The sequence below is a fragment of the Erythrobacter sp. LQ02-29 genome (genome assembly GCF_022576075.2).
Lineage (GTDB): Bacteria > Pseudomonadota > Alphaproteobacteria > Sphingomonadales > Sphingomonadaceae > Alteriqipengyuania.
On sequence record NZ_JANCNT010000001.1, the window covers coordinates 1456961 to 1482748 of the forward strand.

Genomic DNA, 25788 nt, shown 5'->3' on the forward strand with positions numbered 1-25788 from the left:
ATTGGGCGATGCACGACGACGGGATGGCCCCGGACGGGTCGGTAGAGGGCACGGTCGATGCCATCGTGCCCAACGACGCGATCCGAGGAAAGCTGACCCGCGACGCGCCGCTGGCAAAGCTCGTCTGGTTCAAGAGCGGCGGCACGGCGGACTGGCTGTTCGAGCCCGCCGATCTGGAGGATCTCACACGGTTCCTGGCGCATCTCGACGGGGACGTGCCGGTGATGGCGCTGGGCCTCGGTTCCAACCTGATCATCCGCGACAATGGCGTGCCGGGCGTGGTGGTGAAGCTGGGCAAGGCCTTCGCGCAGGTTGAAGTGGGCGAGGATTGCCTGGTCACCTGCGGCGCGGGCGCGCACGGCGTGCTCGTCGCCTCGACCGCGCGCGATGCGGGCGTGGGGGGGCTGGAATTCCTGCGCGGCATCCCCGGCACCGTGGGCGGCTTCGTGCGGATGAATGGCGGGGCCTACGGGCGCGAGGTCGCCGACGTGCTGATCGACTGCGACGTGGTGACGCATGATGGCGCGTTCCTGACGCTGCCGGTGGCGGACCTCGAATACACCTATCGTCACTCCGCGCTGGCCGACGACATGGTGGTGGTCGCCGCGCGCTTTCGTGGCCGGCCGGGCGATCCCGCAGCGATCGGGGCGGAGATGGACCGCATCGCCGAGGCGCGCGAGCAGTCGCAGCCGATCCGCACCCGGACCGGGGGCTCCACCTTCAAGAATCCGGATGGGGGCAAGGCGTGGCAGCTGGTCGATGCGGCAGGCTGTCGCGGGCTGACCCTGGGCGGCGCACAGGTGAGCGAAAAGCACACCAATTTCCTCATCAACACCGGCGACGCGACCAGCGCCGATATCGAGCAGCTGGGCGAACTGGTGAAGCGCAAGGTATACGAGAATTCGGGCGTGACCCTCGAATGGGAAATCCGCCGGGTGGGGCGGCCGTGATGGCGAGTAAAGCTACCGATCTCCCCAAGCTCCACGTCGCCGTCCTGATGGGCGGCTGGGCGAACGAGCGTCCGGTTTCGCTGATGAGCGGCGAGGGCGTCGCCAAGGCGCTGGAGGAGCGGGGCCATCGTGTGACGCGGATCGACATGGATCGGCAGGTGGCGGCGCGTATCGCCGAGGCGGCGCCTGACGTGGTCTTCAACGCGCTCCACGGCGTTCCGGGAGAGGACGGCACGGTGCAGGGCATGCTCGACCTGATGGGCGTGCCCTACACTCATTCGGGCCTCGCCACCTCGGTCATCGCGATCGACAAGGAACTGACCAAGCAGGCGCTGGTCCCGCACGGCATTCCGATGCCCGGCGGGCGGATCGTCGCGAGCGAGGATCTGTACGAGCGCGATCCGCTTGCGCGACCCTATGTGCTGAAACCCCTCAACGAGGGCAGCTCGGTGGGCGTGGCGATCGTCACCGAGGAAAGCAATTACGGCCAGCCGATCCGGCGCGACGCGGCGGGGCCCTGGCAGGAATTCGACCGTCTGTTGGCCGAGCCCTATATTCGCGGGCGCGAACTGACGACGGCCGTATTGGGGGACCGCGCGCTCAGCGTCACCGAACTGGTCCCGCAGTCCGGCTTCTACGATTTCGACGCCAAATATACCGAGGGCATGACCGAGCACGTCTGCCCCGCGCAAATTCCGGAAAACATCGCCGAGCTGTGCCGCAAATACGCGCTCCAGGCGCACCGCGTGCTCGGCTGTCGCGGCACCAGCCGGACCGATTTCCGCTGGGACGACGAGCGGGGCGAGGCGGGGCTGTTCGTCCTGGAAACCAACACCCAGCCGGGGATGACGCCGCTCAGCCTCGTGCCCGAGCAGGCGAAGCAGTGCGGCATTTCCTACGGCGAGCTGGTCGAGATCGTCATCGCCGATGCGCTGGCCTTCTTCGCAGGGAAGGGGGAGGCCGATGGCCACGGTCGGGCGTAAGCCGCAGGGGGTCCGCCGCGCGACCGCGGCCAAGACACGCGCCGCGCGCGCCCGGCACGCGAAGCGGCAGGGGCAGGGGGTGGTCGATCGCCTCGTCGCGATGCTGCCGATCACGGAAGAGCAGCTGCACCGCGTCTTCCTGTTTCTGATCCTTGGCGTTGCCGCGATGCTCGTCTGGCTGGTCGCGAGCCTAGCCGGCGTACCGGCACTGGCGCAGGCGCAGCTCGCCACCATCGCTTCCGATGCCGGGTTCGAGGCGCGCCACGTCCGCGTGACGGGGGTCGAGCGGATGAACGAGCTGAAGGTCTATGAAGCCGCCTTCAGTCAGAAGGACAAGCCGATGCCGCTTGTGGACCTGGAGGCGCTGCGGGCCGATCTGGTCGCCATGCCGTGGGTGGAGGATGCGCGCGTGTCGCGCCAGCTGCCCGACCGGCTGGTGATCGACATCGTCGAACGCACGCCCCATGCGGTGCTGGCCCGGAACGGCAAACTGACCCTGATCGACGGCGACGGGGTGGAGCTGGAGCCGATATCGGCTGCCAATTCCAAGGGCATGCTGCGCGTTTCCGGGGCTGGTGCGGCGAAGCAGGTGGCGAACCTGTCTCGCCTGCTCGACACCGCGCCCGCGCTGAAGCCGCAGGTGATTTCCGCCGAATGGGTCGGCAACCGGCGCTGGAACCTGACTTTCGCCACCGACCAGCTGCTGGTCCTGCCGCAGGGGCGCGAGGAAGCGAGCAAGGCGTTGATCCATTTCGCCCGCATGGACGGGCAGAACCGGCTGCTGGGGGGCAAGGTCGCGGCGTTCGACATGCGCGTGCCCGACCGCATCTATATGCGCGTTCCCGGCCGCGGCGATCTGGGGGAGGCGAACTGATGGGACTGCCGCGCATCGCCCGGGTCTTCGGCGCCGTAAATATCGGCAGCTTCCGGGTCTCGGCCATGATCATGGGCCAGTCGGAAACGGGCGAGATGGTCGTGCTGGGTGCCAGCCATCGCCAGAGCCAGGGGGTTCGCCGCGGCTATATCACCGACATGGCCGCGGCGACCTACGCCATCCGCGCCGCGGTGGAGCGGGCGGAGGACAATGCCGACACGCGCATCTCCAGCGTGTGGGTCGGGGCCGCGGGAGGCGGACTTTCCAGCCGGATCGCACGGGTGGAAGTGCCGGTGGGCGGCCGACGGATCGAGGACGAGGATATCGCGCACCTCCTCTATTCCGCGCGCGAGGCGATCGAACCCGACGGGCGCATGGTCCTGCACGCGCAACCCGCCAGCTATATTCTCGACGGCGCGCATGGAGCGACGGAGCCGCGCGGCCTCTATGCGGAGCGGCTGGGGGTCGACATCCATATCATGCTCGCCGAGACCGCACCGGTGTGCAATCTGCGCGAAGCGGTCGAGCGCGCGCATCTGACGGTGGAGGGGGTCGTCGCCTCGCCGGTGGCGGCAAGCTATGCCTGCCTCACGCAGGAGGAACGCGAGCTCGGCACGGTCCTGATCGAGATCGGGGGCGACGTGGTCAATGTCGGGCTGTTCTCGGGCGGGCTGTTGCAGGCGCTGCATACGGTGCGCATGGGATCGGGCGATATCACCGATGCCATCGCCTCCGCCTTCGGCATCCGCCGGACCCAGGCCGAAAGGCTCAAGAACCTCGCGGGCTCGGCGATCGCAAGCCCGACCGATCACCGCGAGATGGTTCCGGTCAACCCGCCAGGCGAAGATGCGGCCGAAGGCGATAAGGTCAACCGCGCCGAACTGGTCTCCGTCATCACCGAGTCGCTGGGGCAGATGTTCGGCGAAATCGGTCGCATCCTGCGCCACGATACCTTTGCGAAGACGAAGGGGCAGGTCGTGATCACCGGCGGCGGGGCGCAACTCGCGGGCATCGCCGAATTCGCGCAAGGGGCGCTCGGCCGCCAGGTCCGCATCGGCCGCGCGCCGGAACTGCGCGGCATGCCGGACGCGATGGCCAATCCCGGGTTCGCCACACTGGCCGGCCTGTGCCTCTATGCTGAGGCCGACCCGATCGACGTTCGCAAGGTTTCGGGCAATTTCACGGAGACCACCCGGTATGGCGGGCTCGCGCTGGCGCGGCGGCTCTGGCACGCGGCGCGCGACTATTTCTGACCGGGCGGGGTATCGCCCCCGCCCGTGGACATGCTTGTGGAAAAATGGCTGGATAACAATACAGCCCCAGCCGTTTGTGCCACAATAAAGCAATCAAGGGTCCGCCTCGATCGGACTGACGGAGTAACAGCGTTATGAGCATCAATATCGGCCCCGCTTCCGGCGACGAATTGCGCCCCCGGATCACTGTGATCGGGGTCGGCGGCGCGGGCGGGAACGCCATCGCCAACATGATGGAGGCGGAGGTCGAAGGCGTCGATTTCATCGTCGCCAATACCGATGCGCAGGCGCTCAACAATTCGACCGCGGAACAGCGCATCCAGCTCGGCCCCGATATCACAGGCGGCCTGGGTGCGGGCGCGCGGCCCGAAGTGGGCAAGGCGGCGGCGGAAGAGACGCTGTCCGATATCGAGGGCATGCTCGAGGGCGTGAACATGTGCTTCATCGCCGCGGGCATGGGCGGCGGCACCGGCACCGGTGCCGCGCCGGTCATCGCGGAGGCGGCGCGCCGCATGGGTGTGCTGACCGTCGGCGTCGTGACGAAGCCGTTCCTGTTCGAAGGAACGCGCCGCATGCGCGCCGCCGAATCGGGTATCGAGGAGCTGCAGAAGCACGTCGATACGCTGATCGTCATTCCCAACCAGAACCTGTTCCTGATCGCCAAGGCCGAAACCACGTTCAAGGAGGCGTTCCAGCTCGCCGACGAGGTGTTGCAGCAGGGCGTACGCTCGATCACCGACCTGATGGTGATGCCGGGTCTCATCAATCTCGACTTCGCCGACGTGAAGTCGGTGATGGAGGAGATGGGCAAGGCGATGATGGGGACAGGCGAGGCCGAGGGCGAGAACCGCGCTCTGGAAGCTGCCGAGCGCGCCATCGCCAACCCTCTGCTCGACGGCGTCTCGATGGCCGGGGCCAAGGGCGTGATCATCTCCATCATCGGGGGCGAGGACATGCGCCTGCTCGAGGTGGACGAGGCGGCGAACCATATTCGCGACCTGGTGGACGAGGATGCGAACATCATCTGGGGTTCGGCCTTCAATCCGGACCTCGACGGCAAGATTCGCGTTTCCGTGGTCGCGACGGGCATCGATTCGGTCGGTGATCGCCGCGAAGCGGCTCCGCCTCGCCAGGCCGCGGCTTTCGGCAGCAGCCAGCCCCTGCGTACGCCCGGCAGCGGTGCGCAGACCGGTGGCGAGGCCGGCGACAGGTCCGGCGGCGGGGAAGAGCGCGGTGCGACTGCCTTCGGATCGCCCGCTCCACGCTTCGATCGGTTCGATGAATCGGCGGACGAGGATACGGATCGGGACGGCGACCGGTCGTCCGATGATTTGGCAAGCGACGCGCTCGCCGATCTGCGCAACGACTCTGCCGGACGAGAAACCGCCGCGGCCGCCGCGACGGACGATAGCAGCTTTGCGGCAAGGCCGGGCTCCGACGGTGGCTATCCCAGCGCCGAACGTGGTGAAGACGACCGGTCTGCCCGCGCGGCTGAGGACGACGAAGCGCTCGACCTGGCGGGCAGCGAAGTCGACCGGCCACACTCGTCCGACAGTGCGCCCCAATCTCCCGCGTCGAGAACGCGCGATAGCAATCGTGGAGGCAACGAGCGTGGCGAATTGCTGCTCGGCGACGAAGCGGAAGACGGCGGGGCCGCTGGCGACGACGAAGAGCGCGGCGGCCTGCTTCGTCGCGGTCGGCGTCTGGCCGATGGAGAGCAGACTGGTGGGCGATCCGAGCGGCCCGAACTCCCGCGCAAATCGCCGGGCGGGGGCGGCACCTTGTTCGAGCGTATGGCCAACCTCTCTCGCGGGTCTGGAGATAGCAAGGCCAGCCGCGCGGATGCAGACGGCGATGACGACGATTCGGACGGCTCATTGAACATTCCGCGCTTCCTGGGGCGGCAGAACAACCAGTAACGGGACGAGCTGCCTGCCTTGTCGGGTCTCCGTCGCCCCGTTCCCGCTTCGTTCAGGTAGTATCGCTATACGCGTCGGGGCATATGCGATTCATGATCCGAGCGTTCCCAACTCCCTTCGCGCTGGCACCGGTGGCGCTGGCGCTGACCGTGGCGGGTGTGGCCATCCCGGCGCATGCGCAGACTCGGATGGTCAGCCGCGAGGTCGTGCAGCCGCTTCCCGCGCAGACTTCCGCCGATCTTACCCGGGCGCTTTCGCGGCTGGCGCAGGATACGAAGGACGTCACCGCGCTGATCGATGCCGGGGTCGCCTCGCTCGAACTGGGCGACACCGATGCCGCGCTCGGGTTCTTCGGTCGTGCGCAGGAACTCTCGCCCCAGGATGCGCGGATCAAGGCGGGGTTTGCCGCGGCCTATGCGCGCCAGCAACGCCCGGTCGAGGCACTGCGCCTGTTCGACGAGGCGGAGCGCGCGGGCGTTGCCATCACGCGCCTCGCGGGGGAGCGGGGCCTGGCCTACGATCTCGTCGGTGCGGGGAAGGACGCGCAGCGTAACTACCATACCGCGCTCGACCTGTCGGACGACCCCGAGGTCAGGCGTCGCCTTGCCCTGAGCTATGCCATCGGCGGGGATCGGACGGCCTTCGAATCGACGCTGCGTCCGCTGCTGGACCTGCAGGACCCCGCCGCCTTTCGTGCGCGCGCGTTCGGGCTGGCCATTCTGGGGGATGGCGAGGCCGCCGTGGCAATCCTGGAAGCGGCAATGCCGCGCGAGACCGCGCGTAAGCTGACCCCCTATCTGCGCTACATGCCGCAACTGACTGCGGCGCAGCAGGCCGCCGCCGCGAACCTGGGCGTGTTCCCGCGCGCCACGCAGATCGGACGCGACGATCCGCGCATTGCCTCGGCCGCCGGATCCTTTGGAGCAGCCGAGGCCCGGCTGCGTCCCAGCGGCGCGCCGCTCGGTCCGGCGGTGACGCAAGCTGCCCCGGCAGCCAAGGCCGCTACGCCTGCGCGCAAGCTCGCGGCCGCTTCTGCGCCCAAGTCCAAGCCCGAGCGGGCACGTGCCGAAACCACGCAGGCCGGTGTCCGCGTGGCGGAAGCGGGTCGACCGCGCGGCGAACTGCCGCCCGTGACCGCCGCCGCGGTCCAGCCCGCTACCTCGGCCAACGCCGCGCCCGCGCCGGCTCTCATCTTGCCCGACGACGAAACGCCGGCCCCGGCAGGGGTGACGGTCGCCGCGAGCGCCCCCTCCGCGCCTCGCTTCGATCTCAGCAAGGTGCCCGATACGCCGCTCGCCCAGACAGGCCGGTCGGCCTCGACGGAGCCTGCGCCGAGTCCCACGTCCGCACCGGCATCTGCGCCGGCTCCAGCGGCCAGCGTGGCGAGCGCCTTCGCCGATCTCACTCTGCCCGCCGATCCGATTCGCGCCCGGCCCGGAAACGCGGTCGACATCACGCGGATCAAGGTCCGCCGCGAGGTCGCGCCGACACCCGAACCCGAACCGGCCGCAAAGGCGGAGCTGCCCAAACCGGCCAAGCCAGCGAATCCCAGCCGCATCTGGGTGCAGGTCGCGACCGGGAAGGATCGCGATGCGCTGGGATGGGATTGGCGACGCTTCACGAAGAAGGCGGGCAAGGTTCTCGATGGGAAGGGCCCGTTCACGGCCCCGTGGGGCGAGGCCAATCGCTTGCTCGCGGGTCCTTACACCAGCCGCAAGGAAGCCGACGCCGCGCTCGACGAACTAAAGGAAGCGGGGATCGATGGCTTCCTCTTCACCAGTCGGGCGGGCGAGGAGATCGCCCCGCTAAGCTAGGGGAATAGAACCGGTTTTCCCCGGAAAGCTGTGCACATGGTTTTCACAGGGAAGGGCGAATTTCCCCAGCCGCGGTGGCCTCGCCAGGTTGCCAGCGGAGGGGTCGGCAAGCGATGTAGCGGCCATGCCCGATCGCTATGGTAAATCCCATGCTCGCTAACGCCGCCCTGCTGGCCGACGACGCCCCGCCGATGGAGATGCTCGCCGCGCTGTTCGACGCGCGCGGATGGCATATCGCCGCCAGCGAGACCGACGATTTCGCCGGCGAAATCAAGGGGGCCTGGTCGACCTATCAACTGCGCGCGATCTGGCGCGGGCACGACCGGGTCCTGCAATTGCTGTGCCTGCCCGACATCCGTGTCGCGGCCGACAAACGAGCCGGAGCGCACGAATTGCTGGCGCTGATCAACGAGCAGCTCTGGCTCGGCCATTTCGATATCTGGTCCGATGGCGGAATCCTGGTCTATCGGCACGGGGCGATGCTGGGAGACGACAACACCCTGACGCTGGCGCAGGCGCAGGCGATGGTCGAAACTGCGGTCGAGGAATGCGACAGGTTCTATCCTGCTTTCCAGTTCCTTCTGTGGAGCGACAAGCCGCCGCGCGAAGCCCTGGAAGCGGCGCTGATCGACGCGCTGGGAGAGGCCTGAGCAGGGCGCTTTCCCGCCACTCAGCGATGGTTAATGGCGGGCGTGGCATTTCTGCCTCACGAAGCTTGAATTTCCGGCGGATACGCCCGATATTCGACTGACAGCGCAGGGGCAATCCGCCACTCGCGCGATCTTGAGGAGTAGGACTTAGACATGGCCGATTGGAACGACCCGCAACGAACGCAAGGCGGCTTCCGCGCCGTACCGCGCGCGGGGAGCGACGTCGCATCGCGCACGACCTTCGACGCGGGTCTGCGCAAGTACATGCTCTCGATCTACAACTACATGGCCTCGGCCGTGCTGCTGACCGGCGTCGTTGCGCTGCTCACCGCGCGCAGCGGCCTCGCCTACACCTTCGCCAGTGGCCCGCTGATGTGGCTGGTCGCGCTGTCGCCGCTCGCGATCGTTTTCGCGATGAGCTTCGGCATGAACAAGTTCTCGAAGACGACGCTGCAGGCGCTCTATTGGGGCTTCGCGTTCCTGATGGGTCTGTCGCTGTCGACCATTTTCCTGGTCTATACCGGCGGTTCGATCGCGGCGACGTTCTTCGCCACGGCGGGCGCGTTCGCCGGGCTCAGTCTCTACGGCTACACCACCCAGCGCGACCTGTCGGGCATGGGCAGCTTCCTGATCATGGGTGTGATCGGCCTGATCATCGCTTCGGTCATCAATATGTTCCTGCAGTCGACCGGCCTGATGTGGGCGATCAGCTTCCTCGGTGTGCTGATCTTCGCTGGCCTCACCGCCTACGATACGCAGAAGCTGAAGGCGATTTACAGCCAGGTGCGCGGGACACAGATGATGGACAAGGTCGTGATCATGGGGGCGCTGAACCTCTATCTCGACTTCATCAACATGTTCCTCTTCCTGCTTCGGTTCATGGGCAACTCGCGCGGTTGATCCATGCCTGATGCTCGCGGTCCAACGGACTGCGGCAGGAAAGACTCAGTTCATCGTGCCCGGAGTGCCCAAGCGCATTCCGGGCATTTTCATATCCGGACCAAGCGATTAGGGTGCCCATTCAGCGCTGGGCCATGCCCCCGGCAATAGACAAAACGGCATTGCCGGAGGGAGCCCCGATTTTTATGAATTCCGAACTGTCACGCGCATCTCGCCTCATCGTTGCGCTGGCCGGTCTCGCCGCGCTGGCCGCGTGCGCCACGCCCCCGCCGCCTCCTCCGCCCCCGCCGCCGCCGCCGCCTCCCCCGGTGGTGATCCCGCCGCGTCCCACGCCGCCGCTGGGCGCTGCCGCCACGATGCTGATCCCGCCGGTCGGCCCCAATGGGGTGCGTCAGACGGTCAATAGCGATATCTCGCAAGCTCAGGTGACTTGGAACCTGCGTTCTGCGCTCAACGTCGCAGCGCTCAATTGCGTCGATCCGCAATATGCCGCGATGATCCCGAACTACACGATCTTCCTCAAGAATTTCGAGAAGCCGCTGCGCGCCACCAACACGGCGGTGGAGAAGGAATTCCGCGAACGGTACGACACCGTGCGCGAGGCACGCGCAGCACAGGACAGCTACAACACAAGGGTCTACAACTATTTCGCGATGCCGCCGGCGCAGGAATATTTCTGCGACGCGGCTATGCAGATCAGCCAATCCGCGCTGTCCGTTGCCCCCGGGTCGCTGGATGCCTTCGCGGCAGGTGCGCTGCCGCAGATCCAGGCCGCGTTTGAGAAGTTCTTCAGCGCGTTCGAGAGTTATCGCGTGGCTGTGGCGCAATGGGACGCACGGTATGCGCCGGAGACCGTACAGTCCGCGGTCGTCTTCACCAGCAATGATACAGGTGTCGCCACACCGGGTATGGGGGCGACCGGAACCGGACTCGCTTCGGCGGATACGGTTGCGCCTGCGCAGCCGGCTATCGCAGCGGGAGAAGGCGCAACCACCGCTCTGGCGAGCGAACCCTATCCCCGTGCCACGCAGGCACCAGCTCCCGGTGCAACGGTCATGGCCGAAACGCCCGCGGAGCCTGCCGCGAGCGATGCGACACCCGCGCTGGCATTGCCCGGCGAGGGTGCCGCGCCGCAGGCGCAGGTAGGCCCGTCGCTGACCCTCCCGGGCGAGGATCCGGCAGACGGATCGACGGATGGCGAGGAGGAACCCACGATGCAGGGCCAGCCGCTCGGACAGTAGCAGGAATTCGCGGCAAAAACCCTTTGCAGCACCTCTCCGCATTCGCTAAGGGCGCCCTCCTTGGCAATGCGGGAGACTGCTCCCGCCGCCTGGAAAACCTGGAACGGGGCCGTAGCTCAGTTGGGAGAGCGCGTCGTTCGCAATGACGAGGTCAGCGGTTCGATCCCGCTCGGCTCCACCAGGTTTTTATCTTCGAGCAAGTCCTGGATTTTCGGGGCCGACGGGCCATCCGCAGCGCCGAAAGGTGCGAGGATAGCCAAAGGACTGGCTGGCGCTGTCGGCGCTTTAGGCGAAAACAAGTACCCCGGCGCTGGCGTAACCCCTCGAAAATCACTACTTCGCCACGATGCATTTTCTCGATCAGGCCAAAATCTACGTGCGCTCCGGCGCGGGAGGGCCCGGCGCGGTCAGCTTCCGGCGTGAGAAATATATCGAATATGGCGGTCCTGACGGCGGCAATGGCGGGCGCGGGGGCGATGTCGTGTTCGAAGCGGTGCCCGGCCTCAATACGCTGATCGACTTCCGCTATGCGCAGCATTTCAAGGCCAGCAGGGGCGCGCACGGCATGGGCAAAGACCGCACCGGAGCAGGCGCGGACGATCTCGTGATCGAGGTTCCTGTGGGGACGCAAATCCTGTCGGAGGATAAGGAAGAGGTGCTCGCCGATTTCACCGAAGTCGGGCAGCGTATCGTCTTCCTCGAAGGCGGCATGGGCGGACGTGGCAATGCCAGTTACAAGACCAGCACCAACCGTGCGCCGCGCCAGCACCAGCCGGGCGAGGCGGGGCAGGAGATGTGGGTCTGGTTGCGGCTGAAGCTGCTGGCGGATGTCGGCCTGGTCGGCCTGCCCAATGCGGGCAAGAGCACCTTCATCAACGCGGTGTCTAACGCGGGGGCCAAGACCGGTGCCTATCCCTTCACGACCCTGATCCCCAAGCTGGGCGTGGTGCGCCACAAGGCGCGCGAGTTCGTTCTCGCCGACATTCCCGGCTTGATCGCTGGCGCGGCCGAGGGCGCGGGGATCGGCGACCGGTTCCTGGGCCACATCGAACGCTGCCGCGTCCTGATTCATCTGGTCGACATCGCGGGCGAGGATCCGGTGGCGGCGCTGCGGACGGTCGAGGGCGAGCTGGAGGCCTACGGCGCCGATCTCGCGCACAAGCCGCGCCTGATCGCACTCAACAAGCTGGACCTCGCCGATGCCGAACTGGGCGAGGCGTTCGCCCAGGAGTTGAAGGAAGCGGGCGCGGACGAGGTCTTCGTCGTCTCGGGTGCCACCGGGGAAGGCATCGAACGACTGCTCGACGCCGTTCTCGGCTACCTGCCCGAACGCACTGCCACGGAAACGCGCGGCTCCGAACAGGAAGAGGCGGAGGCCGAGCCCGCCCCCTGGTCGCCGCTCGATTGACGCGACCGCCGCGCGGACTCTAGACGCGAGGATAGATGGCGATCGCCACCCTTGAGGACCTGCGCCGCGTGCGCCGTGTCGTGCTGAAGATCGGCAGTGCCCTGCTGGTCGAGCGCGGTGAGCCGCGCGCCGCCTGGCTGCGGGCGCTCGCCGGGGAAATCGCCGCCATGCGCAAGAGCGGCCAGCAGGTCGTCGTGGTCAGTTCCGGAGCGATCGCGCTGGGCGCGGCGCAGTTCGGGCTGGAGCGGGGCGGGCGCGCGACGCTGGCAGATGCACAGGCCGCCGCATCGCGCGGGCAGCTCGCGCTCGCACGACTTTGGGACGCAGCGCTGGACGCGCACGGTCTCGCCGCGGCTCAGATGCTGGTGACGCTGGGCGATCTGGAAGACCGGCGGCGCTATCTCAATGCCTCCGCTACGCTGGAGCGGCTGCTGGAGCTGGGCGCGGTGCCGGTGGTGAACGAGAACGACAGCGTCGCGACGGAGGAAATCCGCTTCGGCGACAATGACCGCCTTGCCGCCCGGGTCGCGCAGGCGGCGGGGGCCGATGCAGTGCTGCTGCTGTCCGATGTCGACGGGCTCTACGACCGCGATCCGCGCGAGGCGGGCGCGACGCGGCTTTCGGTAGTGGAGACGATCGACGAGACGATCCGCGCCATGGCCAGCGACCGCTCGGGTTCCGGACTCGGCTCGGGCGGGATGCAGGCGAAGATCGCCGCGGCCCAAATCGCGACCCGCGCCGGGATCGCGCTCGCCATCGGCAATGGGCGCGAGGGCGCCCCGATCGCGCGCGCGCTGGACGACGGGATCGGGACGCTCTTCCTGCCCGGCGAGGGGGCCGCGGCGCGCAAGGGATGGCTGGGCGGTCGCATCGCGCCGGCAGGCACGCTGACGGTGGACGAGGGCTGCGCGCGCGCGCTGACGACCAGCGCCAGCCTGCTGGCCGCCGGGATCGTGGCGGTCGAGGGAGATTTCGGGCGCGGCGATCTGGTTCGCGTGGCCAGAGCGTCGGGGCGGGCCATCGCACAGGGGCTGGTCGAATACGACGCCGCCGCCTGTCGCGCGATCATGGGGCTGCGGGCGGAGGATCAGTCCACCGCGCTCGGCCATGCGCCCCGCTCCGCGGTCATTCACCGCGACCATCTGGTGCTGCTGTGACGCTGGCGATCACCGGAGGAACCGGCTTCGTCGGACAGGCATTGCTCGACCGGCTGGCGGCCGAGGGGACCGGCGCGCGCGTCCTCGCCCGCACGCCGCCCACGGACCGACCCGGGTTCGAATGGGTCGAGGGCAGCCTGACCGACGGTTTCGCGCTCGAGGACCTGTTGAAAGGGGCCGAGACGGTCATCCATATCGCCGGGCTGACCAGCGGGACGCGGCCCGAACACTTCCAGATCGCCAATGCCGAGGGGACGTTCAATATCGTCAAGGCGGCGCGCGAGGCGGGGGTGCGGCGCTTCGTCCTTGTCTCCTCGCTCGCCGCACGCGAACCAGAGCTGTCGGCCTATGGTGCGTCGAAACGCCGGGCTGAGAAAATCGTCGCGAGCAGCGACATGGAATGGACGATCGTGCGCCCCCCTGGCGTCTATGGCCCGCGCGACGTCGACTATCTGCAGATGTTCCGGGCCGCGAAATGGCATGTCCTGCCCCTGCCGCCGGCGGGCCGTAGCTCGCTGATCCATGTGGACGATCTGGCTCGACTGTTGATCGCACTGATCCCGCGCGGCGAAGGGGCGAGGGGCGAAATCCTAGAGCCCGACGACGGGCGCAAGGGCGGATGGACCCATGGCGAGCTGGCCCACGCAATCGGGAAGGCAACGGGCCACTGGGTCGTCGGCCTGAACCTGCCGCGACCGCTCATGGAACTGGGCGCGCGCCTCGATTTGGCAATGCGCGGAACGCAGGCGCGGTTGACCCCGGACCGCGTCGGCTATCTCGTCCACCGCGATTGGGTGGCGGCGCGCGAGCGGGCTGTCCCCGAACGGCTCTGGAAGCCTGAGATCGCGACCATGTCCGGCCTCGCGGCCACCGCGCGCTGGTATCGCGAGCAGGGCTGGCTCTAGCCTAGAGGAAGGGCTCCAGCCCGGACGACGCGCCGCCATCCTCGCCGTCGGTGTGGATGCCGCATTCGACCTTGTCCCAGCCTTGCCACCGCCCCGATCGGGGGTCTTCGCCCGGCGCGACCGCGCTGGTGCAGGGGGAGCAGCCGATGGAGGGGAAGCCTTTCGCGACCAGCGGATGGGCGGGCATCTCGTGCTCGGCCATATAGGCGGCGATGCGATCCGCATCCCAATCGATCAGCGGATTGATCTTGAGCCGACCCGCAGCGTCGGTCGTGTCGATCTCGAACCGGGGCAGGTTCGCACGGGTGCCACTCTGGAACGCCTTGCGCCCGGTCAGCGTGGCGTCGAAACCGGTCAGCGCGCGGGCGAGGGGGCGAACCTTGCGCAATTCGCAGCACCCGTCGGGATCGTAGGACCAGCGCAGGCCGCTCTCGTCGCGCGCGGCGATATCCGCCGGATCGGGCGTCAGGACGCGCAGTCCGGTCAGGCCGAGATGATCGACCAGGGTATCGCGATAAGCGAGCGTCTCGGCAAAATGCTTGCCGGTATCTAGGAACAGGACGGGCAGCGATGGATCGACCTCGGCCACCAGATGCAGCAGCACCGCGCTTTCGGCGCCGAAGCTGGAGACGAGCGCGATGCGCCCCGCCGCGCCTTCATCGACCAGCGCGCGCAACATGTCCGCCGAATCGTCGGCGCGGAAGCGCCGGTTCAGCGCAATCGCGTCGCCTTCGGAAAAGCGCGGGCTCGTCTCGAGCCGGTCGATGGCGCGCATCTCATTGATGGCGCAGGCTCCAGATCGGGCGCGCCCGGTCCGCGGCGGGCTGATAGACGTGCGGGAAACGGGCAAGCGCCGCCTCGACATCGGCCTCGTCCAGCGGGTGATCGGGCGCGAAGGCATCGAACCCGCAGCGGCGCATATAGGCGATCTGGTCGACCAGCACGTCGCCCACCGCGCGCAGTTCTCCGGTATAGCCAGCCTCGCGCAGGATGCGGGCGGCGGAGTAGCCGCGCCCGTCGCCGAAGCTGGGAAAATTGACCTCGACCAGCTTTAGCTTGGCAAGCAAGGGCAACAGCTCGCGCGCGTCGTCGCCGGGTTCGATCCGTACCGCCGCGCCGCCGCCCGCCGCCACAAAGCTGTCGACGGTTACCGATCCATGGTCGGCCATCGCGTCGTCGCGGAAGCGGAATTGCACTTCGTCGCGGCCGGTGCCGAGCCCCCCTTCGCCGGGGGATTGGGTCGCGTTAGCCATACAGCGCCTCCTTGAACGGCTCCATGCCGATGCGGCGATAGGTATCGAGGAAGCGCTCGCCATCGGTGCGCTCGCGCAAATAGAGGTCGGTCACGGTTTCGACCGCATCGACCACGCCCGGCTCGTCGAAGCCGGGGCCGGTGATCTTGCCCAGCGAGCAATCCTCCGCCTCGCTGCCGCCGAGCAGGAGCTGATAGTTCTCGACGCCTTTCCGGTCGACGCCGAGAATGCCGATATGGCCCGCGTGATGGTGCCCGCAGGCATTGATGCAGCCGGAAATCTTCAGCTTGAGCTGACCGAGCTCGCCGGTCTTGCCGGTGGCGGCGAACCGCTCCGAAATCTTCTGCGCCACGGGAATCGAGCGAGCATTGGCAAGGCTGCAATAGTCTAGCCCCGGGCAGGCGATGATGTCCTCCACCGTGTCGAGATTGGGTGCGGCAAGCCCCGCTTCGGCGAGCTTTTTCCAGATCGCGGCCAGATCGGCCTCGGCCACATGGGGCAGTACGATATTCTGCGTGTGCATGACCCGCAGCTCGTCGTGGGAATAGCGCTCGGCGAGGTCGGCCATCAGACGCATCTGTTCCGCGGTGGCATCGCCGGGGATGCCGCCGACGGGCTTCAGCGAGATCACCGCGGCGACGTGGCCCGGCACCTTGTGCGGATGGGTGTTGCGGTCGACCCACAGCGCGAATTCGGGGTCCGACCGATCGATTTCGTCGTTCGAAGCCGGCAGGTCCGGATCGCCAAAATAGCCCTTGATCCGCTCCAGCTCTGCCAGGGGCGGTTCGATGCCCTGATCGAGCAGGTGTGCGAACTCCTCCTCGACCTGGCGGGTGTATTCCTCCGCGCCCAGCTCGTGGACCAGGATCTTGATACGCGCCTTGTACTTGTTGTCGCGCCGGCCGTGGCGGTTGTAGACCCTGAGGCACGCCTCGGCATAGGTGATCAGCTGGTCGAGCGGCACGAAGTCGCGGATCAGCGGCGCGATCATCGGGGTGCGGCCCATGCCGCCGCCGACGTAGAACTGCGCACCGAGGTCGCCATTACGCTCGACGATCCGGATGCCGATATCGTGCAGCCGCATCGCCGCGCGGTCGGTTTCCGACGCGATCACGCAGAACTTGAACTTGCGCGGCAGGTAGCTGAATTCGGGGTGGAAGCTCGACCATTGGCGCAGCAGCTCGGCATAGGGGCGCGGATCGGCGACTTCGTCCGCGGCGGCGCCGGCGAAATGGTCGGAGCTGATATTGCGGATGCAGTTCCCGCTGGTCTGGATCGCATGCATCTCCACCTTCGCCAGATCGGCGAGGATGTCGGCGGCATCCTCCAGCTTGATCCAGTTGTACTGGATGTTCTGGCGGGTGGTGAAATGGCCGTAACCGCGGTCGTACTTCTCCGCGATGTCAGCCAGCGCGCGCATCTGCGTTGAGCTGAGCGTGCCATAAGGCACTGCGACGCGCAGCATGTAAGCGTGGAGCTGGAGGTAGAGGCCGTTCATCAGCCGCAGCGGCTTGAACTGGTCCTCGGTCAGCTTGCCGTCCAGCCGGCGCTGCGCCTGGTCGCGGAATTCCTCCACCCGGGCGTCGACCATCGCCTGGTCGTATTGGTCGTATCGATACATCAGATCACCCAGTTGCCGGCTTCGGAATCGGCGGGCTTGAGAGTAAGGTCGGGGCGTACGGTTGGGCCGAGCGCACGGACGCGGTCCTTGATATGCGCGGGCCGCACGCCGTCGCCGGTCTGCTCCGCCTCGATCGCGTAGGGCACGTTGACGTGCCGCGCAGCCTCTTCGGTGCGCGCGATGGCGTCGGCCTGATCGCCCACATCCACCGCGTCGTCCACCTGGAGCGACCAGGCTCTGCCGGTCCACCACACCACCGCGCCGGTTTTCAAATCGTTGCCGGTAAGGATTATCACAGCGCCGCCTCCATCGCCGTTTGTGCGAGCACGGTGTCGGTGCGCGCGGACACCGCGCCGATCACGATCAGCGCCGGGCTCACGACCTGTTCGTCCACGACCAAGTCCGGCAGACCAGCCAGTGGCGCGCGCAACACGCGCATCTCCGGCCGCGCGCCGTTCTCGATCACCGCGACCGGCATGTCGGGCGCAAGGCCGTCCGCCATCAGCTTTTCGGCGATCTGCGGTGCCGTCTTCACACCCATATAGATCACCAGCGTGCGGCCCGGCCCGGCAAGCCCGGCCCAGTCCTGTTCGGACAGACCCTTGCACTGACCGGCAACGAAGCTGACGATGCTGGAGGCGTCGCGATGGGTCAGCGGGATTTGCGCCGCCGCCGCCGCGCCGTTCGCGGCGCTGATGCCGGGCACGATCGCGACCGGGACGCCCGCCGCTCGCGCCGCCTCGGCTTCCTCGCCCCCGCGACCGAAGACGAACGGATCGCCGCCCTTGAGGCGCACGACATCGTGGCCGGCGCGCGCTTCGCGGACCAGCAGGGCGTTGATCTGCTCCTGCGGCAGCGTATGGCGCGCGCGCTGTTTCGCGACGGAGACCAGCCGGGCGTCGGAACGGGCGAGGGCGAGTATCTCGGGCGAGACGAGCCCGTCGTGCACGATCAGGCGGGCTCGCCCGATCAGACGTGCCGCGCGCAGCGTGAGCAGGTCGGGGTCGCCCGGACCCGCGCCGACGAGGTGGATGGTTCCGCAATCTTGCATGCGAAGATAGATGCGCGCGCCCGGCGACCTTCACCAACGAGAATGCGTGGCCGCTCTGGTAGCTGAAATTTTGAAAGCGCGCGTTTGCGGGGCGCTAGCTATCCTTGTCGGCGATATCCCGGTTTTCGCCTTCGCCCACCTCTTTTTCCTGCGGTGGAGCGACCCGCTGTGCGATCGCGGCGACGAGCTGGTCGAATTGTTCGTTGTGCCGCAGGTTGAGATCGCGCTGCGGGAAGGGGATTTCGACGTCGTTTTCCTGGAACAGATCCCACAGTCGCTTGAGCACGTCGGACTTGATGTTGCCGACGCCCGCCTCGGGATCGTTGATCCAGCACTGGATGATGAAATCGACCGAGCTGTTGCCGTAATTGTCGAGCCAGACGAGCGGCGGCGGCGAGGCAAGCACGCGCTTGGCGCTCTTCGCCGCCTCGAGCATCAGTTCCTCGGCCAGCTTGATGTCGCATTGGTAGGAAACGCCGACGGGCACCTGGATGCGCACGTTCTTGCTCGAATAGGACCAGTTTTCGACCTGATTGACCATCAGATTCTCGTTCGGGATCAGGTATTCGCGCTGATCCCGCGTGGTGATCGACACCGCGCGGATGCCGATCTTGCGGATCTGGCCGAACACGAAATTGCCGGTTGAATCGGCCGTCGCGATGACGTCGCCCGGCTTGATCGAGCGATCCATCAGCAGGATGATCCCCGCGATCAGATTGCCGAAGGTCTTCTGCAAACCGAAACCGATGGCGAGGCCGAACGCGCCGGAGAAAACCGCCAGCGCGGTCAGGTCGATCCCTAGCAGATCGATGCCGAGCAGGATCGAGCCCGCCCACACTGCGATCGAGACCAGTTTCTCGGCTAGCAGCCGCTGCGCCATGTCGAGCTTGGTCAGGCGCTTCAGCAATGCGTGCGAGGCCTTGGTCAGCAGATAGGCCAGGACGATGACGAGGGCGATGATCATCGCCCAGACCATCACGTCCCACACAGAGATGTGGAACTTGCCGACGGTGATCGCCATCGAATCGAGCTGGTCGACGATGTCGCCGACGGTCTGGCTCTTCTTGTTCACCGCCTCGCGGATGTCGTCCGCGGCCGCCGCGGTTTCGGCGGGCGACGGGGTCGCGGTGGGCACCGGCGTGGCAGAGGCGCTGGCCGTGGCGCTCCCCGTGTCGGTCGGGATCGGCGCTTCGCTCGGCGCGAGATCGGTGATCGACTGGGGAACGGAGGAAGAGGCGAACAGCAGCATGCGGTTACGGGGTATCCATCGCGGCAAATGCCCGGTCAAGGTCGGCGATCAGATCGTCCGGGTCCTCCAGCCCGATCGCGAGCCGCACGCCGAGCCGGTCCTCCAGCGCGAAATGACGTGGCGGCCAGCCGCTCGCCGGGCGGATCGGGGCCGGGTCGAAGGGGACGACCAGGCTCTCGAAGCCGCCCCAGCTATAGCCGATGCCGAACATTTCGAGCGCATCGACGAAGGCTTCACGCTGCTGCGCCGTGCGGTCGTGCAGGACGAAGCTGAGCAGGCCGCAACCGCCGGTGAAGTCGCGTTGCCACAGCTCATGATCGGCGGAGCCGGGCAGCATCGGGCACAGCACCCGCGCCACCTCCGACCGGCCACCCAGCCATTCGGCAATCCTCAGGCCGCTCGCCGCGGTGCGGTCCAACCGCAAGCCCATCGTGCGCAGGCCGCGCAGCATCAGCGCCGCATCGTCGGGCGACACGATCTGGCCGAGCAGCTGCGCAGTATGGCGTAGCTTGCGATAGAGGGACGCGTCGCCGGTTGCGGCGGACCCCATCATCGCGTCCGAATGGCCGCCGACATGCTTGGTCAGGCTCATCACCGTGATATCGACGCCGCGTTCCAGGGCGGGAAAGCCGAGCGGCCCGGCCCAGGTGTTGTCGAGCAGGCTCACCGCCCCATGCTCGCGCGCGATCGCGGCGAGGGCGGGAACGTCGCACAGCTCCATCGTCAGGCTGCCGGGATTTTCCAGCATCACCGCCGCCGTCCGATCGCAGAACAGCGCGGCGAAACCATCGAGATCGCGCGGGTCGAAATAGCGCGTTTCGATGCCGTACCGCGCAAGCAGGTCGTCCGCGATGGCGCGTGTGGGCTCGTACACGTTGTCGGTGCACAGCAGCACGTCGCCTGCCTTGAGTACCGCCAGCAGAGCGCCTGCCAGCGCGGCGGTGCCGCTGGGATAGAGCATTGTGCCGTGCGCCCCCGGCTCCAGCTCGGTCAGCGCATCGGCCAGCGCCCATTGCGTGGGTGCGCCCCGGCGACCGTAGTGAAAATGTCCGTCCGCATTCGCGCGGCCGCCTGCGCGCCGGTCGGCATCGCTGTCGAACAGGTGTGTGCTCGCGCGCCATATCGGCGGGTTCACCACCGGACCGGTCCACTCGCGCCGCCGCCCGGCCTCGACCAGCCGCGTCCCGGTGCCCTTCTCGCGTTTCTCGCTCATGCCGCTGGTCCTTTTTCCTTTGGAGTGTGTGGATCCGCCCCCCATTCCGACCAGCTTCCGTCGTAAAGCGCGACATGCGGCGCGCCGATCAGGTGCAGTGCGAAGACCAGCACCGATGCGGTCACTCCGCTGCCGCAAGTCGCTACGACGGGCCTTTCGGGATCGATCCCCGCGCCGAGAAATGCCTCGCGGATTTCGGGAGCGGGCGGGAAACCACCGTCCTCCCGCAGCAGCCGGGTGTACGGCAGATTGCGTGCGCCGGGGATATGCCCGCCCGGCAGATTATGCACCGTATCTTCCGTCTCGCCGGTGAAGCGACCCGCATCGCGCGCATCGACGACCTGGTCCGCATGGGAGGTCAGATTGTCGAGCATCTCCTGCTTGTCGCGCAGCTTCGCCCGGTCGGCAGCGATGGGGCCGAGCGTGGCCGCTTCGCCGTGCCATGCGCCGGAAGCGGTCGCGCGTCCGCTCTCTCGCCACGCGAAGAAGCGGCAGTCGAGCACCTGCGCCTCCAGCCCGAACAGATCGAACAGGAACCACGCCCGGCAGGCGCTGCGCAGCGCGCTGTCGTCGTACAGCACCATTGTACTGCCATCGCCGATCCCGCGCGCTTCCAAGTGGTGCCGGAAGGTCGCGGGCGAAGGTATCTTTCCCGGCAGGGGGCTGTCGGGCTCCGCCAGCTCGGCCAGGGGCAAATACCGGGCGGACGGGATATGCGCCGTCTCGAAATCGGCGCGCGCGTCGCGTTCTGCCGCCGGAAGGTGGAGCGAGGCGTCGGCGATGGCGAGAGCGGGTTCGCCCAGCCGGGTGGCGAGCGTGTCGGGATGGATCAGCATTGCGGGCCGCGATAGCGTGCAAGTGGCGCGGGGTCGAGGATCAGGCGAGCGCGCGGGTCGCCACGTCGCGATAGGTCTGCACCTGCTCGTCCAGCCGGAAGGGTTGCAGCCGCGCGCCCGGCTCGGCCGGACGCCGCCCGACGACCAGCGTATGCGGAGCCGGAGCGATCTCGTCTGCCGACAGCACCAGCCGCAACAGCGGCACGATCAGCGGGGCCTTGCCCTGCCAGATCGGTTGCACGGACTGCAGCGGCAGGCGGACCTCGCCCTTGAACTCGTGTTCCTCGCCCGGCGCGAGGCTCTCGACCTCGTGCAGCAGGGGAAACGCGGCGGAGGCATCCGCCAACTGGCGGTCGACCGGCGCGCTACCGTGCGCGCTGGCGAGATCGCCCGCGATCCGCAGGTGCGTTACCGGCGCACTGCCGCGATTGGCGATGGCGAAGCGATAGGCGAGCGTAACGTTGGCAAAGCTGCGAACCACGCGCAGCGCATCGGCGGTGAGCTCCAGCCGATGCTGCACTGATCCGCCCGCAGGGCCGGGTTCGGCGGACGCCGGTGTCTTTGTTGCGGCGGCAGGGGCGGCGGTGCGATCGACCCGTGGCCGCTCGATCACAGGCGCTTCGACTGTGGAACCATGGGAATGCCGACGCCCGCGGAAGATCGCGAAGCCGATACCGGCGGCGATCAGGACCGCGAGCGCGACCATCCACCATTCCAGACCCCCGTCCGGCTCGGTGGGTCGGGTCGCTGCGGCGGTATCGGTATCGGTGTCGGGCGGCGGGAGCGCTGGCGAAGTGAAGTCGGACAGCGGTCCGGCAGGCTCTTGGGTCGCACCCGTCTCCGGTGCGGCAGACCCGGTCGGCGAGGGTGCGACGCGCGCCGGGGCTGCTTCGGAACGGCGCGCCTGGGCCGCCGATGGCGCCGTGTCGGGCAGGACGATAGTCGGCTGGCGTTGCGGCGTGCCGCGGGTGGGCGCAGCCGTGGGGTTCGGCGTCGGGGTGGCGGTCGCGCGCGGAGTGGGAGAGGCGGAAGGCGTCGGGTTGCGGATGACGCGCGGCTGGGCGGGGACGGGATTGTCCGGATCGACCGGCCCTTGCACCTGCGGCGTCGGTGTTTCCTGCGGCGGCAGGCGGAAATCCGGCACGGACTGCGCCGCGGCGGGCGCGCTCGCCACTGTCAGCAGCAGGATGGACAGACGTATCGAGGCGGGGCGGATCATTTGCGGCGACACCAGGCAAGCAGGCAAGGCACGGTAAGACAGAGGCGGCGCTGAATACGCTGTTAATCCGCATGGTCAATCGGCGGCTTGTGTCACGCGCGCGATCGCGGCACATGCGGCGCATGAGCGACACAGGCACTCCCCGTTTTCTCGGCCAATCGAGCCCGCTGCCCGCCTCGCCGGGAGAGGCCGAGCTGGACTACGTCCCCAATCCGCGGGCCGGCAGCCTGTATCTGGTGCGGTTCGCCGCGCCGGAATTCACCAGCCTGTGCCCCGTGACCGGCCAGCCGGATTTCGCGCATCTGGTGCTCGATTACGCGCCCGGCGAAACGATCGTCGAGAGCAAGAGCCTGAAGCTGTTCCTCGGCTCCTTCCGCAACCATTGCGGGTTTCACGAGGATGTGACGGTCGGTATCGGCCAGCGGCTGGCGGAAGAGATGAAGCCCCGCTGGCTGCGGATCGGCGGCTATTGGTATCCGCGCGGCGGCATCCCTATCGACGTGTTCTGGCAGACCGCCGCCCCGCCCGAGGGGCTCTGGGTGCCCGATCAGGGCGTGGCAAGCTATCGCGGGCGGGGTTAGGACGAGCTTGAGAGGAAATCAGTTACTGGACGAGTAAGAGGCCCACCCAATCGGGGCGCTCTTCCCGGCGAGCCAGGATGCGGCGCGCGGCGGGGCCTGTAATCTCCCGCAATGCGCTCCGGATCAAAAACCCGTGCTACGGCCTACAGAAATCACCGTGTCGCGCGCGCCGCGGCAATATCAATAACGGGCGACCTTAGCGGAGGCAAACGGGAGGGGTGATGCGCGGCGAGGACTCCCATGTCCCTCGCATCGCGCTCCGGACCGGCGGGCCCGTGCTACGGCAGGGAGATTCACCGTGTCGCGCGCATCGATTTCATGGAATACGATAGTCCGGCATTCGTCGCAACGGTTCAGAACACGTTACGTCTGCGGCTTGCGGAGATCTTGGTGCCGGCTGCAGGATTCGAACCCGCGGCCCCCTGATTACAAATCAGGTGCTCTACCACCTGAGCTAAGCCGGCACTGTACAGCGCCTTTCGATCAGGCGACGCCGAAAGTCCAGCCCTCGGTACGGGCGATCTCGGGCGTCAGCCCCGCCGGGTTCCAGCGTGCGGGTTCGCCCGCGACCTTTCTCAGCCACGCGGCGGTGAGCAGCGCGTCGGCGCTGTGATCGTCGATCGGGCCGGTCTGGGCAAGAGTGGGCGAGCCCAGTGTGGCGAGCGCTCCGTTCACTTCCTCGTAGCTGCGCATCTTCGAGCGCGAGGCACTGCGCCCTGCCTCCAGCGCGGCGAGAGCGGTGTAAATCTCGACGATCAACGACCCACTGTCGGGCAGCGGATCGACCGGCCACACCGGCACCCGGTCGCCCAGCCGGTGCAGCACGCGCATCCCGGTCAGGCTCGACTTCCCCACCTGCGCCGCGCCGACGAGGTTGAAGTTGGAGTAGGGCTTGCACCCCAACTCCGCCTGGCGCGCCTCGGTCACGCGGAAGCGACCGCGCCCGTGCGCGGCGTCGTCACAGCGGAAGCGTTCGCCTTCGCGACCGCCATGGCGGCGAAAATACGGGGCGAAGCGTGGATCGTCGACGAACGCCGACGCGGCAAGATGATCGTCTTGCGCGCATACCCGGTCAACCAGAGCCCACAGCGATCGCGCATCGGGCGGGCTTTCGGGGAGGCCCGGGAAAAACGCCCCGCAATCGGCGAAGGGCAGCGATATTCCTAGGTCGACCCCCACCAGCGTATCTTCCGGCAGGTCCAGCGAAGCTGCGAGCACATCGGTCCGCGACCAGCTCGGGCAACCGGGCAGAAGCACCGGCGGCCCCCCTCGCGCCTCGGCTATGGCCAGCGCGATCCCCTTGTGTCGTTCACCCGCCGCGCCCGACCAGTCCACGGCGAGGAAGTGGCGGAACCGGGTCATGCGCGTTCCCTTCGCAGCCTGTCCCAGTATTCGAGGCGCTTGGCGATTTCGCGCTCGAAGCCGCGCCCGACGGGGCGATAATAGGTATGCGGCTCCATTTCGGCGGGCCAGTAGTCGTCGCCGGAGAACCCCTCGTCCGCATCGTGGTCGTAGGTGTAGCCCTTGCCGTAGCCGACATCCTTCATAAGCTTGGTCGGCGCGTTGACGATGTTCATCGGCGGCATCAGGCTGCCCGTCTCCTTCGCGCTGCGGAACGCGGCCTTCTGCGCCTTGTAGCCGGCGTTCGATTTGGGCGCGGTGGCAAGGTAGAGGCAGGCCTGCACCAGCGCCAGTTCGCCCTCCGGGCTGCCGAGGAATTCGTAGGCGTCCTTCGCCGCGACGCATTGCGGCAGCGCCTGCGGGTCGGCGAGGCCAATATCCTCCACCGCCATGCGGATAAGCCGCCGGGCGAGGAACAGCGGCTCCTCCCCAGCGACCAGCATGCGCGCGAGATAATAGAGCGAAGCCTGCGGATCGGACCCGCGCACCGCCTTATGCAGCGCGCTGATGAGATTGTAGTGCCCCTCGCGGTCCTTGTCGTACACCGCCACGCGGCGCTGGAGGAACTGGCCGAGTTCGCCGGGGCCGAGCGGCTGCTCGATCTTCGCGGCGTAGAGCGTTTCCGCCTGGTTGAGCAGGAAGCGCCCGTCACCATCGGCACTCGCGATCAGCGCGGCGCGAGCGTCTTCGTTAAGGGGAAGGGGGCCTTCGAGCGTCTCGGCCTTGTCCAGCAGTTCTCCCAGCGCCTCGGCATCCAGCCGGTGAAGGATCAGCACCTGCGCGCGGCTTAGCAGCGCGGCGTTCAGCTCGAAACTGGGGTTTTCGGTCGTCGCCCCGACCAGCGTTACCGTGCCGCGTTCCACGAAGGGGAGGAAACCGTCCTGCTGCGCGCGGTTGAAGCGGTGGATCTCGTCCACGAACAGCAAGGTGCGTTGTTGCGCCTCGGCCGCCTTGTCCGCCGCGGCGAATGCCTTCTTGAGGTCGGCGACGCCCGAGAACACCGCGCTGATCGCCTCGTAGCGCATGCCCACGCTGTCGGCGAGCAGGCGTGCGATGCTGGTCTTGCCGGTGCCGGGCGGTCCCCACAGCACCATGCTGGAAAGACGCCCGGCGGCGACCATCCGTCCGATCGCGCCCTCCGGCCCGGTCAGGTGGGCTTGCCCCACGACCTCGTCCAGCGCGCGCGGCCGCAGCCTGTCGGCCAGCGGCGCGCCCTCGCGCGGCTCGGCGGGTGCGGCGCTTTGCGGTGGATCGTCGTTGAAGAGGTCGGCCATCGCAAGCCTATCTAGGTCGCATGCCGGCACTTTCCC

General features: G+C 67.7%; 24 protein-coding genes and 2 tRNA genes. 14 read left to right on the forward strand and 12 right to left on the reverse strand.

The features are described from left to right. Positions 1 to 23: 23 nt before the first annotated feature. The 13 genes from murB (at position 24) to MKP08_RS07295 (ending at position 14054) form a co-directional block, all read left to right on the forward strand. Positions 24 to 950, forward strand: coding sequence for a UDP-N-acetylmuramate dehydrogenase (gene murB, locus MKP08_RS07235; RefSeq protein ID WP_241555557.1), 927 nt, complete (start codon positions 24 to 26; stop codon positions 948 to 950). Continuing rightward, positions 950 to 1933, forward strand: a complete 984-nt coding sequence (locus tag MKP08_RS07240) for a D-alanine--D-alanine ligase (protein WP_241553210.1) — start codon at positions 950 to 952, stop codon at positions 1931 to 1933. Before murB ends, MKP08_RS07240 begins: the two co-directional genes overlap by 1 nt. After that, a complete protein-coding gene (locus MKP08_RS07245; protein ID WP_241553211.1) occupies positions 1914 to 2807 on the forward strand; it encodes a cell division protein FtsQ/DivIB in 894 nt (297 codons plus the stop codon). The genes MKP08_RS07240 and MKP08_RS07245 overlap by 20 nt, the downstream gene beginning before the upstream one ends. Next, entirely contained in the window at positions 2807 to 4060 is a 1254-nt protein-coding gene (gene ftsA / locus MKP08_RS07250) for a cell division protein FtsA (RefSeq protein WP_215228762.1), read from the forward strand. The genes MKP08_RS07245 and ftsA overlap by 1 nt, the downstream gene beginning before the upstream one ends. Before the next feature lie 134 nt (positions 4061 to 4194). Continuing rightward, on the forward strand, positions 4195 to 5979 hold the full coding sequence (gene ftsZ / locus MKP08_RS07255) for a cell division protein FtsZ (RefSeq protein WP_241553212.1): 1785 nt from the start codon (positions 4195 to 4197) through the stop codon (positions 5977 to 5979). Positions 5980 to 6071: 92 nt separating this feature from the next. After that, positions 6072 to 7793 carry an SPOR domain-containing protein gene (locus MKP08_RS07260; RefSeq protein ID WP_241553213.1) on the forward strand — a complete coding sequence of 574 codons (1722 nt, stop codon included), beginning with the start codon at positions 6072 to 6074 and terminating at the stop codon, positions 7791 to 7793. A gap of 149 nt (positions 7794 to 7942) precedes the next feature. Further along, on the forward strand, positions 7943 to 8443 hold the full coding sequence (locus tag MKP08_RS07265) for a YbjN domain-containing protein (RefSeq protein ID WP_215228759.1): 501 nt from the start codon (positions 7943 to 7945) through the stop codon (positions 8441 to 8443). 153 nt (positions 8444 to 8596) lie between these two features. Then, positions 8597 to 9343 (forward strand): Bax inhibitor-1/YccA family protein, encoded by a 747-nt coding sequence (locus MKP08_RS07270; RefSeq protein ID WP_215228758.1) that lies wholly within the window; start codon positions 8597 to 8599, stop codon positions 9341 to 9343. A gap of 185 nt (positions 9344 to 9528) precedes the next feature. Beyond that, on the forward strand, positions 9529 to 10584 hold the full coding sequence (locus tag MKP08_RS07275; protein WP_241553214.1) for a hypothetical protein: 1056 nt from the start codon (positions 9529 to 9531) through the stop codon (positions 10582 to 10584). 105 nt (positions 10585 to 10689) lie between these two features. Further along, positions 10690 to 10765 (forward strand) — tRNA-Ala (locus tag MKP08_RS07280). Between the two features lie 165 nt (positions 10766 to 10930). Beyond that, the gene (gene obgE, locus MKP08_RS07285) at positions 10931 to 11992 is read left to right on the forward strand and encodes a GTPase ObgE (protein WP_241553215.1); all 1062 of its coding nucleotides are present in this window, start codon (positions 10931 to 10933) and stop codon (positions 11990 to 11992) included. Positions 11993 to 12027: 35 nt separating this feature from the next. Next, positions 12028 to 13149 (forward strand): glutamate 5-kinase, encoded by a 1122-nt coding sequence (proB, locus tag MKP08_RS07290; protein ID WP_241553216.1) that lies wholly within the window; start codon positions 12028 to 12030, stop codon positions 13147 to 13149. Further along, positions 13146 to 14054 (forward strand): NAD(P)-dependent oxidoreductase, encoded by a 909-nt coding sequence (locus MKP08_RS07295; RefSeq protein WP_241553217.1) that lies wholly within the window; start codon positions 13146 to 13148, stop codon positions 14052 to 14054. Before proB ends, MKP08_RS07295 begins: the two co-directional genes overlap by 4 nt. Before the next feature lies 1 nt (position 14055). Here the strand turns inward: MKP08_RS07295 and MKP08_RS07300 are convergent, their stop codons facing one another. The 9 genes from MKP08_RS07300 to MKP08_RS07340 form a co-directional block, all read right to left on the reverse strand. Further along, positions 14056 to 14829 carry a phosphoadenylyl-sulfate reductase gene (locus tag MKP08_RS07300; RefSeq protein WP_241553218.1) on the reverse strand — a complete coding sequence of 258 codons (774 nt, stop codon included), beginning with the start codon at positions 14827 to 14829 and terminating at the stop codon, positions 14056 to 14058. Position 14830: 1 nt separating this feature from the next. Further along, a complete protein-coding gene (locus MKP08_RS07305) occupies positions 14831 to 15223 on the reverse strand; it encodes a DUF934 domain-containing protein (protein ID WP_241555558.1) in 393 nt (130 codons plus the stop codon). Between the two features lie 76 nt (positions 15224 to 15299). Continuing rightward, complete coding sequence (locus MKP08_RS07310; RefSeq protein ID WP_241553219.1) at positions 15300 to 16928, reverse strand: nitrite/sulfite reductase; 1629 nt, start codon at positions 16926 to 16928, stop codon at positions 15300 to 15302. Then, positions 16928 to 17224: a DUF2849 domain-containing protein gene (locus MKP08_RS07315; RefSeq protein WP_241553221.1), complete on the reverse strand. Its 297-nt coding sequence runs from the start codon at positions 17222 to 17224 to the stop codon at positions 16928 to 16930. Before MKP08_RS07315 ends, MKP08_RS07310 begins: the two co-directional genes overlap by 1 nt. After that, on the reverse strand, positions 17221 to 17979 hold the full coding sequence (cobA, locus tag MKP08_RS07320; protein ID WP_241553224.1) for a uroporphyrinogen-III C-methyltransferase: 759 nt from the start codon (positions 17977 to 17979) through the stop codon (positions 17221 to 17223). The genes MKP08_RS07315 and cobA overlap by 4 nt, the downstream gene beginning before the upstream one ends. Before the next feature lie 94 nt (positions 17980 to 18073). Beyond that, positions 18074 to 19228, reverse strand: a complete 1155-nt coding sequence (locus tag MKP08_RS07325) for a mechanosensitive ion channel family protein (protein WP_241553226.1) — start codon at positions 19226 to 19228, stop codon at positions 18074 to 18076. Positions 19229 to 19232: 4 nt separating this feature from the next. Then, positions 19233 to 20441 carry a cystathionine beta-lyase gene (gene metC, locus MKP08_RS07330; RefSeq protein WP_241553228.1) on the reverse strand — a complete coding sequence of 403 codons (1209 nt, stop codon included), beginning with the start codon at positions 20439 to 20441 and terminating at the stop codon, positions 19233 to 19235. After that, positions 20438 to 21277, reverse strand: coding sequence for a sulfurtransferase (locus tag MKP08_RS07335; RefSeq protein ID WP_241553230.1), 840 nt, complete (start codon positions 21275 to 21277; stop codon positions 20438 to 20440). Before MKP08_RS07335 ends, metC begins: the two co-directional genes overlap by 4 nt. Positions 21278 to 21317: 40 nt before the next feature. Beyond that, positions 21318 to 22496 carry a hypothetical protein gene (locus MKP08_RS07340; RefSeq protein ID WP_241553232.1) on the reverse strand — a complete coding sequence of 393 codons (1179 nt, stop codon included), beginning with the start codon at positions 22494 to 22496 and terminating at the stop codon, positions 21318 to 21320. 122 nt (positions 22497 to 22618) lie between these two features. Here MKP08_RS07340 and queF point away from each other — a divergent pair, with 122 nt between their 5' ends. After that, positions 22619 to 23077, forward strand: a complete 459-nt coding sequence (gene queF / locus MKP08_RS07345; protein WP_241553234.1) for a preQ(1) synthase — start codon at positions 22619 to 22621, stop codon at positions 23075 to 23077. A gap of 388 nt (positions 23078 to 23465) precedes the next feature. On the opposite strand, the gene MKP08_RS07350 is transcribed toward queF, so the two are convergent. The 3 genes from MKP08_RS07350 to MKP08_RS07360 all read right to left on the reverse strand — a co-directional run bounded on the left by MKP08_RS07350 (position 23466) and on the right by MKP08_RS07360 (position 25752). Then, positions 23466 to 23541 (reverse strand) — tRNA-Thr (locus MKP08_RS07350). 19 nt (positions 23542 to 23560) lie between these two features. Next, the gene (locus MKP08_RS07355; RefSeq protein WP_241553235.1) at positions 23561 to 24439 is read right to left on the reverse strand and encodes a hypothetical protein; all 879 of its coding nucleotides are present in this window, start codon (positions 24437 to 24439) and stop codon (positions 23561 to 23563) included. Continuing rightward, positions 24436 to 25752, reverse strand: coding sequence for a replication-associated recombination protein A (locus MKP08_RS07360; RefSeq protein WP_241553237.1), 1317 nt, complete (start codon positions 25750 to 25752; stop codon positions 24436 to 24438). Before MKP08_RS07360 ends, MKP08_RS07355 begins: the two co-directional genes overlap by 4 nt. Between the last annotated feature and the right edge of the window lie 36 nt (positions 25753 to 25788).

What these genes read in the sequence shown, in the direction of transcription:
- murB (WP_241555557.1), top strand. Translation starts at nt 24, where the DNA reads ATGGCCCCGGACGGGTCGGTAGAGGGCACGGTCGATGCCATCGTGCCC.
- MKP08_RS07240 (WP_241553210.1), top strand. Translation starts at nt 950, where the DNA reads ATGGCGAGTAAAGCTACCGATCTCCCCAAGCTCCACGTCGCCGTCCTG.
- MKP08_RS07245 (WP_241553211.1), top strand. Translation starts at nt 1,914, where the DNA reads ATGGCCACGGTCGGGCGTAAGCCGCAGGGGGTCCGCCGCGCGACCGCG.
- ftsA (WP_215228762.1), top strand. Translation starts at nt 2,807, where the DNA reads ATGGGACTGCCGCGCATCGCCCGGGTCTTCGGCGCCGTAAATATCGGC.
- ftsZ (WP_241553212.1), top strand. Translation starts at nt 4,195, where the DNA reads ATGAGCATCAATATCGGCCCCGCTTCCGGCGACGAATTGCGCCCCCGG.
- MKP08_RS07260 (WP_241553213.1), top strand. Translation starts at nt 6,072, where the DNA reads ATGATCCGAGCGTTCCCAACTCCCTTCGCGCTGGCACCGGTGGCGCTG.
- MKP08_RS07265 (WP_215228759.1), top strand. Translation starts at nt 7,943, where the DNA reads ATGCTCGCTAACGCCGCCCTGCTGGCCGACGACGCCCCGCCGATGGAG.
- MKP08_RS07270 (WP_215228758.1), top strand. Translation starts at nt 8,597, where the DNA reads ATGGCCGATTGGAACGACCCGCAACGAACGCAAGGCGGCTTCCGCGCC.
- MKP08_RS07275 (WP_241553214.1), top strand. Translation starts at nt 9,529, where the DNA reads ATGAATTCCGAACTGTCACGCGCATCTCGCCTCATCGTTGCGCTGGCC.
- obgE (WP_241553215.1), top strand. Translation starts at nt 10,931, where the DNA reads ATGCATTTTCTCGATCAGGCCAAAATCTACGTGCGCTCCGGCGCGGGA.
- proB (WP_241553216.1), top strand. Translation starts at nt 12,028, where the DNA reads ATGGCGATCGCCACCCTTGAGGACCTGCGCCGCGTGCGCCGTGTCGTG.
- MKP08_RS07300 (WP_241553218.1), bottom strand. Translation starts at nt 14,829, where the DNA reads ATGCGCGCCATCGACCGGCTCGAGACGAGCCCGCGCTTTTCCGAAGGC.
- MKP08_RS07305 (WP_241555558.1), bottom strand. Translation starts at nt 15,223, where the DNA reads ATGGCCGACCATGGATCGGTAACCGTCGACAGCTTTGTGGCGGCGGGC.
- MKP08_RS07310 (WP_241553219.1), bottom strand. Translation starts at nt 16,928, where the DNA reads ATGTATCGATACGACCAATACGACCAGGCGATGGTCGACGCCCGGGTG.
- cobA (WP_241553224.1), bottom strand. Translation starts at nt 17,979, where the DNA reads ATGCAAGATTGCGGAACCATCCACCTCGTCGGCGCGGGTCCGGGCGAC.
- MKP08_RS07325 (WP_241553226.1), bottom strand. Translation starts at nt 19,228, where the DNA reads ATGCTGCTGTTCGCCTCTTCCTCCGTTCCCCAGTCGATCACCGATCTC.
- metC (WP_241553228.1), bottom strand. Translation starts at nt 20,441, where the DNA reads ATGAGCGAGAAACGCGAGAAGGGCACCGGGACGCGGCTGGTCGAGGCC.
- MKP08_RS07335 (WP_241553230.1), bottom strand. Translation starts at nt 21,277, where the DNA reads ATGCTGATCCATCCCGACACGCTCGCCACCCGGCTGGGCGAACCCGCT.
- MKP08_RS07340 (WP_241553232.1), bottom strand. Translation starts at nt 22,496, where the DNA reads ATGATCCGCCCCGCCTCGATACGTCTGTCCATCCTGCTGCTGACAGTG.
- queF (WP_241553234.1), top strand. Translation starts at nt 22,619, where the DNA reads ATGAGCGACACAGGCACTCCCCGTTTTCTCGGCCAATCGAGCCCGCTG.
- MKP08_RS07355 (WP_241553235.1), bottom strand. Translation starts at nt 24,439, where the DNA reads ATGACCCGGTTCCGCCACTTCCTCGCCGTGGACTGGTCGGGCGCGGCG.
- MKP08_RS07360 (WP_241553237.1), bottom strand. Translation starts at nt 25,752, where the DNA reads ATGGCCGACCTCTTCAACGACGATCCACCGCAAAGCGCCGCACCCGCC.